13 protein-coding genes are annotated in these 14,521 nt (G+C 69.5%); 5 read left to right on the top strand and 8 right to left on the bottom strand.

Annotation, left to right across the window (positions count from 1 at the left end; genetic code table 11):
• Position 1 precedes the first annotated feature (1 nt).
• The 4 genes from OG505_RS08545 to OG505_RS08530 all read right to left on the bottom strand — a co-directional run bounded on the left by OG505_RS08545 (position 2) and on the right by OG505_RS08530 (position 3,502).
• The gene (locus OG505_RS08545) at positions 2 to 430 is read right to left on the bottom strand and encodes a hypothetical protein (RefSeq protein ID WP_234582446.1); all 429 of its coding nucleotides are present in this window, start codon (positions 428 to 430) and stop codon (positions 2 to 4) included.
• 16 nt (positions 431 to 446) lie between these two features.
• A complete protein-coding gene (locus OG505_RS08540; protein WP_405432314.1) occupies positions 447 to 1,616 on the bottom strand; it encodes a hypothetical protein in 1,170 nt (389 codons plus the stop codon).
• Positions 1,617 to 1,653: 37 nt separating this feature from the next.
• Positions 1,654 to 2,595: a hypothetical protein gene (locus OG505_RS08535; RefSeq protein WP_405432312.1), complete on the bottom strand. Its 942-nt coding sequence runs from the start codon at positions 2,593 to 2,595 to the stop codon at positions 1,654 to 1,656.
• Positions 2,596 to 3,052: 457 nt separating this feature from the next.
• Complete coding sequence (locus OG505_RS08530) at positions 3,053 to 3,502, bottom strand: ribonuclease domain-containing protein (RefSeq protein WP_405432310.1); 450 nt, start codon at positions 3,500 to 3,502, stop codon at positions 3,053 to 3,055.
• Between the two features lie 261 nt (positions 3,503 to 3,763).
• Here OG505_RS08530 and OG505_RS08525 point away from each other — a divergent pair, with 261 nt between their 5' ends.
• From OG505_RS08525 to OG505_RS08505, 5 genes are all read left to right on the top strand, one after another.
• Positions 3,764 to 4,537, top strand: a complete 774-nt coding sequence (locus tag OG505_RS08525; protein WP_405432309.1) for a hypothetical protein — start codon at positions 3,764 to 3,766, stop codon at positions 4,535 to 4,537.
• 221 nt (positions 4,538 to 4,758) lie between these two features.
• The gene (locus tag OG505_RS08520; RefSeq protein WP_405432308.1) at positions 4,759 to 5,337 is read left to right on the top strand and encodes a carboxymuconolactone decarboxylase family protein; all 579 of its coding nucleotides are present in this window, start codon (positions 4,759 to 4,761) and stop codon (positions 5,335 to 5,337) included.
• 75 nt (positions 5,338 to 5,412) lie between these two features.
• The gene (locus OG505_RS08515; RefSeq protein ID WP_405432307.1) at positions 5,413 to 6,576 is read left to right on the top strand and encodes a M20/M25/M40 family metallo-hydrolase; all 1,164 of its coding nucleotides are present in this window, start codon (positions 5,413 to 5,415) and stop codon (positions 6,574 to 6,576) included.
• A gap of 47 nt (positions 6,577 to 6,623) precedes the next feature.
• A complete protein-coding gene (locus OG505_RS08510; protein WP_405432306.1) occupies positions 6,624 to 7,775 on the top strand; it encodes a glutamate--cysteine ligase in 1,152 nt (383 codons plus the stop codon).
• Positions 7,776 to 7,908: 133 nt separating this feature from the next.
• A complete protein-coding gene (locus OG505_RS08505; RefSeq protein WP_405434430.1) occupies positions 7,909 to 8,508 on the top strand; it encodes a nitroreductase family protein in 600 nt (199 codons plus the stop codon).
• On the opposite strand, the gene OG505_RS08500 is transcribed toward OG505_RS08505, so the two are convergent.
• From OG505_RS08500 to OG505_RS08485, 4 genes are all read right to left on the bottom strand, one after another.
• Positions 8,492 to 10,036 carry an NAD(P)-binding domain-containing protein gene (locus OG505_RS08500; protein ID WP_405432303.1) on the bottom strand — a complete coding sequence of 515 codons (1,545 nt, stop codon included), beginning with the start codon at positions 10,034 to 10,036 and terminating at the stop codon, positions 8,492 to 8,494. The two genes, OG505_RS08505 and OG505_RS08500, sit on opposite strands and share 17 nt — an antisense overlap.
• 124 nt (positions 10,037 to 10,160) lie before the next feature.
• The gene (locus OG505_RS08495) at positions 10,161 to 12,293 is read right to left on the bottom strand and encodes a DEAD/DEAH box helicase (RefSeq protein WP_405432301.1); all 2,133 of its coding nucleotides are present in this window, start codon (positions 12,291 to 12,293) and stop codon (positions 10,161 to 10,163) included.
• Positions 12,290 to 13,333: a ParA family protein gene (locus OG505_RS08490; protein WP_405432300.1), complete on the bottom strand. Its 1,044-nt coding sequence runs from the start codon at positions 13,331 to 13,333 to the stop codon at positions 12,290 to 12,292. The genes OG505_RS08495 and OG505_RS08490 overlap by 4 nt, the downstream gene beginning before the upstream one ends.
• Complete coding sequence (locus OG505_RS08485; RefSeq protein ID WP_405432299.1) at positions 13,330 to 14,508, bottom strand: ATP-binding protein; 1,179 nt, start codon at positions 14,506 to 14,508, stop codon at positions 13,330 to 13,332. Before OG505_RS08485 ends, OG505_RS08490 begins: the two co-directional genes overlap by 4 nt.
• Between the last annotated feature and the right edge of the window lie 13 nt (positions 14,509 to 14,521).

Genomic DNA, 14,521 nt, shown 5'->3' with positions numbered 1-14,521 from the left:
GTTACGGCAGGACGGACGGGTCGCCGGTCTTCGGGTCGACCGAGGCGGCCAGGCTGAAGCCGCTGAAGGTCGCCGCCGGGGCGCCGGAGATGGTGGCGGTGGTGGGTGTCGCGCTGGTGATCAGGCAGTCCCGCAGCACGAAGGACGAGAACGCCCAGTCGTCGCCGGTGTGCTCCAGCAGCGCGATGTCGAACAGCTCGCCGTCGAGCGCCAACTTGGTGAGCCGGCCGGCGACGTCCCCGATCGCCTTGACGGTCATCGTGAAGTTCATCGACACCGGCGCGTGGATGACGCCCATGTGCGTCACCTCGCACGAGTGCAGCGCCTCGACGTTGAGCGAGAAGGACGGGCTGAACGAGTCGATCGGGCTGATCAACACCGTCTCGGTGCCCTTGGTGTACTGCACCGCGAGGCGGGTCTTCCACTCCATGGTCTGGTTCCTCCGGTCAGAACTTGGCCACGAGCGTGACCAGCAGGCGGCTCACGGCCGGGCCGTACGTGACGGTGACGACCAGGTCGACGGTGCGGTCGGCCCGGGCGGCGGTGACGATCGAGGTGTCGGTGGCGGTACGGGCGGCCTCGGGGATGGTGAGGATGTCGAGCACCGGGATCTCGACGCGGTAGTCGTCGATCACCGCCTGCCGCTTGAGCGGGCCGAGGATGCCGTCCACCTGGGTCTTGAGCAGGGTCATGCCCGGCTTGGTGATGCGGGCGTCGCCGACCAGGCCGATGAGACCGGCGCGGAGCATGAACTCGATCGCATCGAGGGTGCGGACCAGGTCGACGTGCAGCAGGCTCGCATCGGTGGTGAACAGCCGCCCGTCGGCGAAGTGCAGGCTCTCGCCGGTGATCAGCGTCGGGTCGATGATCGGGGTGAGGTTGGCCTCGGAGAGGCCCTTGATCTCGGCCGGGCTGTACTGCTTGGCCACACCGATGGCCACCCCACGGATCTTCTTCAGCACGATGCTGTGGTGCACCGGCAGGCCGGCCACGGCCGCCATGGCGGCGGTGGCGGCGTCGCCGTCGGCGCCCCGGGCGGCGATCATCACCATCCGGCTGGTGCTGCTCTTGAGCGGGTTCGCCGCGGTGGTGATGTCGGTGACGTAGCTGGGGCTCTTCTCGGTGGCCGGGTTGACCATGGCGAAGCCGATCCGCCGCTGGCCGGCGGCCGACATCGTCTCGACGTGCGCCTTGAGCGCCTGCAACCCGGTGGGCGCTCCGGCTCCGGCCGGGTTGCCGACGGTCGACTCGTTGGCCAGCGACACCATGGTCACGTCGTCGGCGGCCTCCAGACCGCCGAGCGCGGCGGCGTAGTCGTCGCCGGCGACCTTGACCCCGTACACCTTCGCCGGCCGTGGGTCCTGCAGGAACGCCAGTTCCAGGGAGTTGTAGAGGGCGTTGCGGACCACGTTGCCGGCCTGCCGGCGGGCGAAGTTGGTCACGGCGTCGTCGAGGGTCTCGATCCGGACCGGCGTGTTCGCCGGGGCGGAGCCACCGTCGGCCGTGGACGGCGCCTTGCCCACCACGGCGATGACGCCCGGCGAGCGCTGGGCCAGCGGCGCCGGTGGCGGCACGATCCGGACCTCGATGAACGGGAATGCTGCTGTCGGTGCCACGGGTCCTCCCGGACGAAGTTGCTGCTGGTCTGGGTTCTCAGGTCGTCACGGCGGCCAGTCCGATGCCGCTGCGGGCGAGCCACTGGCCGGCGCGGGCGAACCGGGTGGCCCGCTTCTGCGCGGCGGTGCCGGCGTCACCGCCGGGCCAACCGTCGTCGTCGAACGTCTCGATGGGGACCACCCAGACGGCGACCACCCGGTGCCGCCGCCGGACGTCGTCGGGTGCGGACACGTCCAGGCCCAACTCCTCGGCGCGGGCCCGGACCAGCCGCGTCTCGACGAGCAGGTCGGCGAGGGAGAAGCCCCGGTCGCGGATCAGCACGGCGGCGGCGAACGGCAGCGGACGGGGTGTGGGCGGCGCGGCCGGCGGCGCCGCGTAGCGCAGCCGTACGGTGGCGCCGGCGGTCTGCCCGCGCATCCGCGCCACCAGGTCACCCGCGTTCGCGGCGCCGACGCCCGCGAGCAGCCGGTCCAGGTGCGCGTCGGTGAACGCGGCCGGCTGGTGCAGGCCGGCGCGCAGCCGGGCCACCAGTCGGGTACGACGCTCGGTCTCCAACAGCGCCGGGTCGGTCGGCAACGCGCCGAGGTCGGCGATGATCTGCGGGTCGACGTCGAAGGCCGGCACCGCCACGTCGAGGTCCTCGACCCGGTCCCGGGCGAGGCTCGTGCGCACCACCAGGCTGCCCCGCCAGAGCGCGTCGATGCGCAGCGCCGACCCGCCGAGGCCGTGCAGCCGGACGCGCAGTTCGGTACGGGTGGTGCCGCCGGAGCCCAGCCACTCCCCCTCGGCCAGGGTCGCGGGCGCGGCGGCGAAGCCGAGGGTCAGCTCGTCGAAGACCGCCGCGTACGGGGGCGCGACCGGCATCGCCTCGGTGTCGTACGCGGCCTCGACCAGGTGGGCCAGCGACGCGTCGTCGAAGACGGTGGCGCGGGTGCCCGGATCGGCCAACCGCACCAGCACCCCGTCGACGAAGTCCACCGCACCGGCCTCCCCGCTGCCCCGGCCAGGGCACGCCGCCCGGCTGGGCACGAGGATCGCGAAGGGGCCGTCACCCGAGCGTCACCACCACCGTCACCGCGCCTCGCAGGCGGCCCCGACTGTCGGAAACTGAGCACCCGCACAGTCAGCGGCGGCTTTTCGGCTGGCTGTCCTCAGCCCGGCCGTCCTCGGCCCATCGGCTGGCTGTCCTCGGCCCGGCCGTCCTGGCGTGGTCTCGCCACGAGGCGCGATCCGGTGCCCCCGGCACTGTCCGGCCCCGATCACTCCTGAGAGCGACATACCGCAGAGTCATATTCATTCCGCAGAGTCATAACGCTCATCGGAGCAACCACCCCGACGGCCGTCACCGACCGCGACCGGCCGTATGTGCCTCCCGATCCGGCCGGGGCGACGCCTCGAGGGCCGGCCGACCGCGACCGGCCGGCCCTCGGGTCGGTCAGAGCCGGTAGAAGTCGGTGTAGTGGTTGGGCGAGAACCAGGTGACCCCGGTGCTGCGGTTCACCACGATCCGGTACGCGTCGCGGGCGGCGCCCTGGGTACGCGGGTACACGTCGTACTCGTAGTAGGTGGCGTTGGCGGGCAGTTGACCCTCGTTGTTGTAGAACCGGCCGCCGGCGAAGTTGGAGAGCCCGCCACTCCAGGAGTACCAGCCGCGGCTGGTCGGGAAGCCCTTGGCGGACCAGCCGGAGCGGGCGGTCACCGCGTCCGCGCAGCGGCTGATGGTGCAGGAGCTGTAGACCGCCGCCGACGCGGAGTCGGTCAACCGTGGGGCCACCACGGACGGGCCGACCAGCGCGGCGGCGACCATGGTGAGGAGCAGGGCGAGGGTGGTGGTACGCCGGCGGATCGCGCCGAGCGTGGCCAGCGGGGACACGAGGGTGGACACAGGCTGCCTCCAGACCATCCGATCCATTGATCCGCGTGATTGGCGGACGGGACTCAGTCTCGCCGGTGCCGGCCGTCAGCGACAGCCCGCGCCACCCAACTGCTCCACAATGATCGGTGAACCCCGGACGATGGGCCCGCACCAGCGGGCGCACCGCGCGCATCCCCGCGCCGACCCAACCGGGGCCATCGGCGCGGCTACGGGCATATCGGTCATTGGTTGTTAGCGTGGCAAGCGGATCGGTGACCGTGAAGGGGTGCCATGACGGACGCTCCCGAGGAGAGGCCGAGGCCCGCGGATCTGTGGCGTCGGCGGGGCGTGCGTGGGCTGACCATCGTCTGGGACGTGAGTGTCCGGGGTTGGCGGTGGTGGGCACGGACGTGGGATCGGCTGGTGGCGGCGCTCCAGGACGAGGCACCCGTCGGGGCCGGGGCCGGACCGTCCCCACCGGGTCCGCTCATCGAACAGCGCGACGCGCCTCGGCCGATCGCGGTCCCCGCGCGGGGATACGTCTACTCGTTCTACGTCCGGGCCACGTTCGCCTGGTCGTCACCGGCCAGCCTGCGCGCCGAGGTGTTGAGCTGGTACGTGCAGTACTTCCAACCGAACGCCATCCAACGGCTGACCCGGCTCGCCGCCGACGCCGCCCGGGACCTGCCGCCGCACCGGGCAGCCGACCTGGAGGTGGCGTTGCAGCGGGCGCTCGCCGACGAGCCCGAGTGGCGCTACCAGCGCGGTGACGTCCTCATCACCTGCCGACCGGACGCCGCCGTCCGGCTCGACGAGCGGATCATGCCGGCGCTCCAGCCGCACGTCGACCGAATGGTGAAACTGGAGTACCAGTTCGACGAGCAGTTGCGCAGGGCGACGTACGCCGAGGAGCTGAGCCGACGGTGGACGACGCTCCTGGGCGACCACCTCGACGCGGACGCCGACCAGGAGGTGGCCGACGCCCGCCAGCACCTGCTCGCCGCCCAACGGGAGGCCGCGCGGTGGATCGGCGAACTCCTTCATCTCCGCGCTACCAAATCTTGAACTGGCCGGCATCGGCACCGACAGCTAACCCACTCCCATCCATGATCGGCGCGCCGTCCGGGTCGGTCGTGGGAAAGAGCATGAATGAAGAAAGACCTTCGTCGGACGGGATGAGATCGTGGCGGCGCGGCGCCTGTCACGCCGCCCCGCTCGGGCAGTCGTCGCCGGCCGAGGCGTCCTCCGGAGTCGGGCCGCGGTTCACGGCTGGAGGGCAGATCACCATGGCGCACATCGATCTCGGGATCGACGAGAAGGAGTTTCCCGGCGTCACCGGACCGATGCGGTACCGTCCGGAAACGGCGAAGCCGCTCAACGAGTTGGCCGAGGTGCTGCTGCGCGCCCCGCACACGCTTCCGCCCGGCGAGCGCGAGCTGATCGCCGCGTACGTCTCCGGGCGCAACGAGTGCACCTTCTGCTGCGCGTCGCACTCGGCGTTCGCCGCCGCGCAGCTCGATGAGGGCATGACCCTCGTCGACCAGGTACGCGCGGATCTCGACAGCGCCCCCATCTCGGCCAAGCTGCGGGCGCTGCTGCGCATCGCCGGCGCGGTGCAGATCAGTGGCCGCAACGTCACCACCGAGCTGGTCGCCGACGCCCGCGCCGAGGGCGCCACCGACCTGGAGATCCACGACACCGTCCTGATCGCCGCCGCGTTCTGCATGTTCAACCGGTACGTCGACGGGCTCGGCACGTTCGCACCCGAGGGCCAGGAGGCATACGCCGGGATGGCACACCGGATCGTCGACTTCGGCTACGGGTCGGAGCCGAGACACCGGCCCTCTGAGCACAACCACGGGTGACCGCACCCTGATCCCCCTGCGATGGTCGATGGGCACGCCTGATGAAACCCGTCGGCCGTGCGGTTGGAGGGATCGATGGACCATCCCCGCTTCCTGCTCGACGCCGCCCAGCGGCTCCGAGCTGACATGGTCGACCGGCTGAGCACACTCGTTGCGCGCGAGTCGGCGCCGGGCTCGCTGCCTGAGCTGGAGTCCTGTGCCGACCTGCTCGCCGACTGGGGCAAGGACGTGCTCGGCCGGCCCGCCCACCGGGTCGTGATCGACGGCCTGCCGCACCTGCTGTGGCCGGCCGTCGACCAGCGCGTGCTGCTGCTCGGCCACTTCGACACCGTCTTTCCGGTGGGCACGATCCGGTCCCGGCCCTTCACCGTCCGCGGGGACGTGGCGACGGGGCCCGGGGTGTGCGACATGAAGGCCGGCATCGTGCAGATGTTCACGGCCCTGAGCCTGATCGAGGACACCTCGTCGGTCGGCGTGCTGCTGACCTGCGACGAGGAGAGCGGGTCCGGCACGTCGCGGCACCTGATCGAGCGTGCGGCGCGGCGCTCGGGCGCGGTTCTCGTCTGCGAGGCGGCCACCCCGGACGGGCACCTGAAGGTGGCCCGCAAGGGTGGCTCGGTCTACCGGCTCACCGTCTCCGGTCGGGCGGCCCACGCCGGCGTCGAACCCCAGCGCGGCGTCAACGCGACGGTCGAGGTCGCCCACCAGGTGCTCACCCTGGGCACGCTCGGCGCGGCCGACAGCGGCGGCACCTCCGTCACACCGACCCTGCTCTCGGCCGGCACCACGACGAACACGGTGCCCGAGCGCGCCAGCCTGGCCGTCGACGTCCGGGCCTGGACGAGGGACGAGCTGGAACGCGTCGATCACGCCATCCGCGGGCTCGTCCCGTTCCTGCCCGAGGCGACGCTGGCCGTGCAGGGTGGGATCAACCGCTACCCGATGGCCCCGGAGCTCGCGCGGCCACTGTTGGAGGTGGCCCAGTCGATCGCCCGCCGGCTGGGCATCCCGCGCCTGACCGGCGCGTACGCCGCCGGCGCGTCCGACGGCAACTTCACCGCCGCGCTGGGCGTACCGACCCTCGACGGCCTGGGCGCGGTCGGCGGCGGAGCGCACGCCGCCGACGAGTACGTCTGCCTCGACCGGATGCCCGAACGGACGGCGCTGCTCGCCGGACTCATCGACGCGCTGTCCACGATGGAGCATTTCAGGGCGCGACCCATCGACGACATACCGTAACGTGCTTCTCGCCGGTGCGTGACCGGCAGCGAGGGGCCGGCGTCGGCATGCCTACGGGACAGCACTCGGAATCGCTCATTCCCCCGCTCGGCGTCGAGGAGGAATTCCTCGTCGTCGACGCCGACCGGGGCGAGGTCGTACCGGCGGCGGCCGCCGTCGTCGACGGTGCGCGCCCGATGCTCGGTCCTCGGGTGGGCGGTGAGATCACCACGCTGCAGCTCGAAACCCGCACCGACCCGTGCCAAAGCCTCGACGATCTCGCCGCACAGCTCGTCGAGGGCCGGACCGCCATCCAGACCGCGGCCCGTTCGGCGGGCCTGCGGGTGATCGCCAGCGGCTCACCGGTGCTGGGCCGTGCCGTGCCGCCGCCGCTGACCGAGGGGTCACGGCAGGATCGGGGCACCGCCACCTTCCGTGGGCTGCACGACGAGCTGGCGATCTGCGCCGTGCACGTCCACGTGCAGCAGCCCGACCGGGACCGGGCCGTGCTGATCGGCAACCACCTGCGCGCACACCTGCCGGTGCTCATCGCCCTGACCGCAAACTCGCCCTACTGGGCCCAGCGCGACACCGGCTACGCGAGTTGGCGCAGCGTCACGTGGGGGCGCTGGCCGGTGGCCGGCCCGCCGCCGTACCTGACGTCCGCGCGGCAGTACGACGACCACGTGGACATGCTCCTCGACGCGGGCGCGCTGGTCGACCACGGCACGATCTTCTGGGATCTGCGTCTGTCCGCACACCACCCCACGCTTGAGGTACGGGTGGCCGACGTCCCCGTCACCGCTGCCGAGTCCGCGGCGCTCGCCGCCCTGGTGCGGGCCCTGGTGGTCGTCGCCGGGGAGGCCGTCGATGAGGGCGACGAGGGGCCTCGACTGGTTCCCGAGCTGCTGCGGCTCGCGTACTGGCGGGCCGCCCGCGACGGGATGGGTGGCCACGGCGTCGACGTCGGCACGGGCCGGCTGCTGCCCGCGGCCGCCCTGGCCGAGCGGCTGGTCGAACGCGCCCGGCCGGCGTTGGACGCGGCGGGTGACCGCGAACGGGTGCAGGCCTGGCTGAAGCGGCTCGACGTGGACGGCGACGGCGCGACCCGTCAGCGTGCCGCCCAGGCGGTGCGCGGCCGGCTGACCGACGTGGTCGACGAACTCGTCAGCCGGACCGCCCCCGACGTGCCCGCCCAGAAAGAGGGCACGCCTGCGTAACGACAGGCGGCGTCGGCTTCGAGATGCTGGACGAACCGGAGACCGGCACACCTCATCACGGAGGTCACAGGTGAACGACATCGACCTGGTACCCAGGGTCCCCGTCCAGCACCACCGCCGGCCGCCGGCCGAGATGGTGCGCGAGGCGGAGGCGTTCGCACAGCGGATGGCGCAGCGCCGGTCGGTGCGGGACTTCGCCAGTGACCCGCTGCCCGACGGGGTCGTCGAGGCCGCGATCCGGGCGGCGTCGACCGCGCCCAGCGGCGCCAACGTGCAGCCGTGGCGGTTCGTCGTCCTGACCGACCCGGCCCGCAAACGCCGGCTGCGCGAGGCCGCCGAGGCCGAGGAACAGGCGTTCTACGACCGCCGCGCCTCGCCGGAGTGGCTGGGTGCGATCGCCGGGCTCGGCACCGACTGGCGCAAACCGTTCCTGGAGACCGCACCGGCCGTCATCGTCGTGTTCGAGGTGCATCAGGGGCCACACAGCCCGAAGCCGTACTACGTCAAGGAGTCCGTCGGCATCGCGGTCGGCCTGCTGATCACCGCGCTGCACCACGCCGGCCTGGTCACGCTGACCCACACGCCCAGCCCGATGCGGTTCCTCAACGAGGTGTGCGAGCGACCTGCGGAGGAGCGCCCGTACGTCGTGATGCCCGTGGGTTATCCCACCCCGGACGCCCACGTCCCCGACCTGGCCCGCAAACCCCTCGACGAGATCATGATCCGCTGGTGAGATCCCCGGTCAGGAACTCGACCAACGGCTCGACGTGCCGGTCCGGGCGCCGCCACTCGGCCAGCAGATCCTCCAGCAGGTGCTGCTCGTGGACGAGGTCCGAGCCGCGGTAACGCCGGATCACCGGGTGGATGAAGGCGCTCTCCCGGGCCCGGTCGGGCGTCGGGTGCCGGTCGATGGCGAAGACGTCGCCGTAGTCGTCGCGGCCCCACCGCAACGCGAGCGTGTACCACTGCGTGGCCGCCGCGAAGCGCTCCACGGCGTAGTCCTCCGGCAGGTCCTCGTAGTGGTGGATGTCGCCGGTCGCGTCGTCGCGGACGAAGACGTCGCAGAGGTACTCGAACTGGGTCCACAGCGCCGACGACCAGTTGACGCGGTCGAGCATCAGCTTCGTCAGCGACACGGGATCGGCCGGCGTCGTCGCGTACGACAGCGGCGCGCCCTCGTAGCGCTCCCGCAAAATGCGGGTGAACGTCCGCAGGTTGTACCGGAAGCCGTCGATGAACGGCGACGACGCGTGCTTCGCGTCCCGCGCCTGCGCGATCGTTCCGGCGAAGTACAGGTCGTCGATGTTGCTGGACTGCCAGTCGGGGCGCAGGCCGGGCATGCGGCCGTCGCGCACCAGGTCGGGTCGGGACGTCTCGTCGAACATCGTCGTGTCCATCCGGAACCCGGTGCACCGCAGCACCGTGTGGTAGTCCAGCTCGGCGGTCTCCCCTTCGGCGTGGGTGTACGTGATGGACACCCGGAACCGCCCGTCCACGGGCCGGATCTCGTCGATCGTGCAGTCCAACACCGAGTGCAGCGTCTTGAACTGGTAGCTGTCGAGGATCGCGCCGTACTGGCCACGTACGTCCCCGGGGTGCTTGGTGTTCCACGCCAGTCGCAGGGGCTGCCGGCTGGCGAGGTGCACCATCGACGCTCGGCCGAGGATGGCCGACGCGGTCTCGAAAGCCGAATTGCCCTTACCGATGATCAGAACCCGCTGACCGTCGTACGCCGTGGGGTCGACGACCATGTCCTCGTACCCGATGGCATGCTCGATGCCCTTGATGGCCGGCACGAAGGGCCGGCCCCAGCCGGTCGCGACGACCAGGCAGCGCGCGCGCACCTCTCCCTGGTCGGTGCCCACGACGAAGCCGTCGCCGCTGCGCGTGATCCGCTCGACAGTCGTGCCGAACCGGATGTTGAGCGCATGGACCCGCTGGAACTCGGCGAGATAGCGCACCAGGTCGTCGGCGGCCGGCAGGTACTCCTCGCTGAAGCGCGGAAACAGCAGATCCGGGGAGTCGTTGAGCAGCGAGTTCCAGTCCCAGCGCAGGCGGATCTCCGGATCGGTGCTGTCGGTGTGCACCTTGTTCAGCGAGATGAGCCGACGGTGGCGCGGGAACCGCCGGAAGAAACCGCCGGGCTCGTCGCCACTCTCCAGCGTCAGGTAGTCGGCGCCGTGCTGCTGGAGGTAGTAGCTCAGTTGAAGGCCGGCGGGTCCCGCCCCGACGATGACGTACCGGTGTTCACTGCTGAGCATCCTGCGGCCCTTCGACGGAGGGATGGATCCATCGACCATGGGATGCCAAGCGACACCTGTCAATGCCACCCATCGACCTGCATTGGTCGCCGAGAGCGGCACCAGCGCGTGGTCGCCGGCTCGATCATGCGTAGGGGAAGTGCGTCATTCGAGTGGGTTGAGTGAGCACCGAACGGGCCGCGGGGATGTCCGCCAGTCGAGTGGCCAGTGTGGCGACGGCGAGCCGGTCCGGCAGCGCTGCACTGAACTTGAGGCCAGCAACCGCCCTGTCGGAGACCTCTGGCAAGCAGATCCGCTCGGCGGCGTCCGCCAGTGCCATTCGCATCGTCTGGTTGTCGACGTCTGTCCGCAGCCGAATCGACGCGTCGTCGTATCGCTGGGTTGGGTCGACGAGTTCGCTCAGCGTGGCGATAAGGGTGGCGTTCGCACGAAAGCCAGCCCAGGTCCACCACCTCACCTCGTCATCGCCGTCTCTGGCGATCACCGTGCCAGCGGGATGTACGATCGACGTCGCGCCGTCCCGGAGATCGGCCAGTCTGGTCTTCGCCCGGCCAGTGAGGGCGACAGGCGGTTCGGCGCCGAGCAACACGTCGCGCATGGCGCGGACCATCTCGTACGACAATCCCTGACGGGACCCATTCGTCATCCACAGGGCCTTCCCGCCGCCGTCCGCGGGCTCGACGAAACATCGGCGACGTTTCCAGTCGACGTGGGTAACCCGCCAACTGCGGCCGGCGAGTAACAACAGCCGAGGGCCAGACACCTTCGCCGTCAAGAGCGCGGGATCGGTTCGGCCGATCTCGGTACGACCAGCCAGAACGGTGAACTGCGGTGGGGCGGTGAAAACCGCCAGCATGTCCATGAAGTGCCGGCGCCCAAAGCGCAACTCCGCCTCCGGGCCGATGAAGAGCATCCCGGAGTCGATATCGAGGTACCCATGCTCAACGAGGTGCCGCACGATCACGTCCGCGCTCTCGTCGAATGGCGTCAGCCCGTTCCACTCCTGGGACCAGAGGTTGTCGCCGATTCGATGTCGCTGCAGGGACAGCGCCAACATCTGCTGCGCGACGATGTGTCGTGGTTCGGGTGGGGGCACGACTGCCTCGACCCAACCCTGCGCCCAGAGGTTCAGGAGGCCGGCGGCGTGCAGCAGTCCTTCCTCGTTCAGTGCCAGGAACAGACAGTTGCGGGTGCTGCCGGGACGCCGACCCGTCCGGCCGATCCGCTGCAGGAAGGCAGCGACGCTGCGCGGAGCGTTGATCTGGATTACCCGATCAAGGTCGCCGACGTCGATGCCCAGCTCGAGGGTGCTGGTGGCGACGATGACGCACTCGCGCTCCTGAGCAAAGGCTTCCTCCGCCCGCCGCCGCTCGTCGACCGAGAGAGACGCATGGGAGAGGAACGTCGTCACGTTGAGGGCGCGTAGGCGTTGACCAAGGTCCTCGACCAGCGCACGAGAGTCGCAGAAGACCAGACGTTTCTGTCCGTGATGAAGTGCGGCGATCACCTTCGCCGCGTTGTGCACAGACCCGACGTAGTCCAGCTCAACCTCGCCGACGAGGGGTGGCACGGGCGTCGCCGAAGCCGTCGCGGGGGGAAGGTCCGGTGCCACCACCCGCGCGGGCCTCTGGCCACGACCCGAGCCCTGCAACCATGCCAGCAGTTGATCCGGGTTGCCGACCGTCGCCGACAGGCCGATTCGCTGCACCGATCGCCCCGCCACCCGGCTGAGACGTTCCAGCACGGCCAGAAGGTGCCAACCCCGATCATCACCGGCAAACGCGTGCACCTCGTCGACGACGATCGCCTGGAGCTGACCGAAGAACACGTCGTGGTCGACGACTGAGCTGACCAGCATCGACTCCAGAGACTCCGGGGTCGTCAGCAGGATGTCCGGACGCTCGCGCAGGATCGCCCGACGCCGCCCCGTCGTCACATCACCATGCCAGAGCGCCGCCCGACGCCCGAGCCAGGCCGTGTAGGTCTCCAGCCGGGGCAGAAGGTTGTTGAGGAGTGCCTTCAACGGGCAGACGTAGAGGACGGACGTGCCTGACCAGCTCTCCTGCGCCATCCGGGACAGGAGCGGGAACACCGCCGCCTCGGTCTTTCCACCGGCGGTGGGCGCGAGGAGAAGCGCATCCTCTCCCGCCAGCAGTGGCTGCACGGAAGCGTCCTGCAGTGGCCGCAATGCCGGCCACTGCAGAGAGTTCACGACGTGATGCAGTACGACCGGGTGCAGCAGATCCGCGCCGGTCATGAGGTGTGTGCGGGCAGATCGTCGAGCCGCTCCAATACCTTCTCACTCAAGGACTTGAAGTCGTGGTAGCACCGTTGCACCAGGGTCTGGGTGCTGCCAAGAGCGCCATCGGCCGAGCGGAGATCAAACATCGGCTTTCGTGCATCGTGGGCCAGCGGCATCAGACTTTGGTAGTTGCGCAGCGTTGCAACCTCGTACGAGCCGCTACTCACCGCACTTGGCTGGTTCAGGACTGAGCTCGAGAAGACGACCGGCACCCGGTCGAGCCAACGCTGGTATGCCTTGACCGGCCGGTCAAGCCTCATTTTCGGCTGCATGACCACGTAGCCCAGGGGTGTCATGGTTCCGCGAGGGGCTGAGATGTCTGGTGGGACATGAGGGAGAACGTTCGTCTGCCATACCCGCCGCCAGTCGCGTAATGCGGGGCCCAGGTTGCGTAGACCCCGCAGTGAGAAGAGGTCGGCTGCCAGGGGCATCAGGACCGTGTCGGCGGCAAGCAGCGCCGCTCGATTGATCGCGCCGAGATTTGGGCCGACGTCGACCAGCACGATCTCGGCACGCACCCTGCGAGCGGCATCAGTAATCAACCGGTGAAAGGCCGTGGTCGTCCGAAGAGCCGCAGGATCGCCAATTAGACTGTTTGGCCATGCCGCCGAGAGCTTGTCCTCGAAGGCACTCAGGTTGAGATCACCGGGTACCAGCCAGAGCCCGTCGATGATGGTGATCGGGTCGTTGAAGCGGACATCGCCCAGACCCTGCATGATCGGCTGGACCGCTGACGCCACCGTGCCCGAATCACGGTACGCACGCAGGAGAAGTTTTTGTTGGCCCTCCGCAAGCGGCCAGTTCGACTCGAGTCCTTCCTGCCAGATCTCGCTCAACTCATCCTCGTCGAGGAAGGCCGCGGTGAGGTTTGACTGCGGGTCCAGATCCACCGCTAGTACGCGATGCCCCAGACGCTGGAGCATGTGCGCGAGGTGGTAAGTCAATGTCGTCTTGCCGACGCCACCTTTGTTGTTGAACAGCGCAACGGAGATCATGAGGCGCTCCCGACAACGACGGTCCAGGAGGAATCGTCGACCAGGAACTCGGGCGGAGGGTTGGCGTTGCGCGCGAGGGATGCTCGAATCCGGCCGATACCCCGTCCGAACTGGTTCACATAGCCCAACGACTTCATTGCAGCGGCCAGCGACGGGTTCCGGTAGTCATTGACTCGGTCGAAGTTGTCGGCCCGAACCTGACCGAATGGACCGCCGGGGTTGGTCACCTCGACGCGGTCGTCGAACCAGGCGATACGTACGGGCGCGTTCGAGGACTCGTAGTTACGGTGCATCAGGGCGTTCATGCAAACCTCCCGCAGCGCCTCGATGGGATAGTTCGGGCGCTGCTCCTCGCGAAACCCGCTCACCTCGACCAGGCGGGTCCGGAGGTGCCCCTTCAAGACGCTCTCGAGTCGCTCGGCGACATCAATGACGTTGATCCGAAGCTCGTGCTCGTCCTGAATGGCACCGCCCACGTCGGTGCCCTCGTACCGGACGAACTGGAGGTAGGCGCCGGGAATTCGGTTGGTCGGATCGAGGCCAACGAGCAACAGACCGAGCACCGTCGGGGAACCGTCCGGGTCGGCGAGGCGGAGAGACGCGAGCTGTTGTGCCGTCGACCGGTGGTTCTCCTCGATCACAGACGCGTCAACCGCCTGACGCAGGTACTCGGATCGAAACAGCTCCAGGTCCAGTTCGTCGAGCGTGCCACCGACGATGGGGCGGACGTCAAACGGGGTGTCGTAGGCGCGGCGCCGCTCGGAGAGCACTCGCTCGTCCGTGCTGCTTGCCGTACGGGTGGAGGGGCCCGGCCGGACGTAGACGACGTTGTCGAATCGGACCGGCGGCGTATGGGAGGCGTTCACCCGTATCCGGATGACCTGTTCGCCCCGGTAGGGCTCGCGGGTGACGACCATCGACGGCCGGTCGAGGATGCGCCCCTCGTCACGGATGTTGGTGAAGGTCAGCAGTGCCTCGTCCGAGGTGTCCACCCCACTGACCGGCTGGCCGTGTTTGTCGACACCAATGAGCAGGTCGCCCCCTCCGAGCTGCGGCAAGTCGTTCGACAGCGCGCAGATCGCCTTCCTGATCGCGTTGCGATCCTTCGCTTCCCGCTTGAACTCGAGTGCGGCGTTCTCCTGCGTGCCGAGGAGTGAGGCGAGGTCGTTGCTCATGAACTGATTCTTT

The sequence above is a fragment of the Micromonospora sp. NBC_00617 genome, from assembly GCF_045161355.1.
In the GTDB taxonomy this organism is placed as follows: Bacteria; Actinomycetota; Actinomycetes; order Mycobacteriales; family Micromonosporaceae; genus Micromonospora.
Note: the sequence above shows the minus strand (reverse complement) of the source record. Positions and strands in the feature narration are given on the sequence as shown.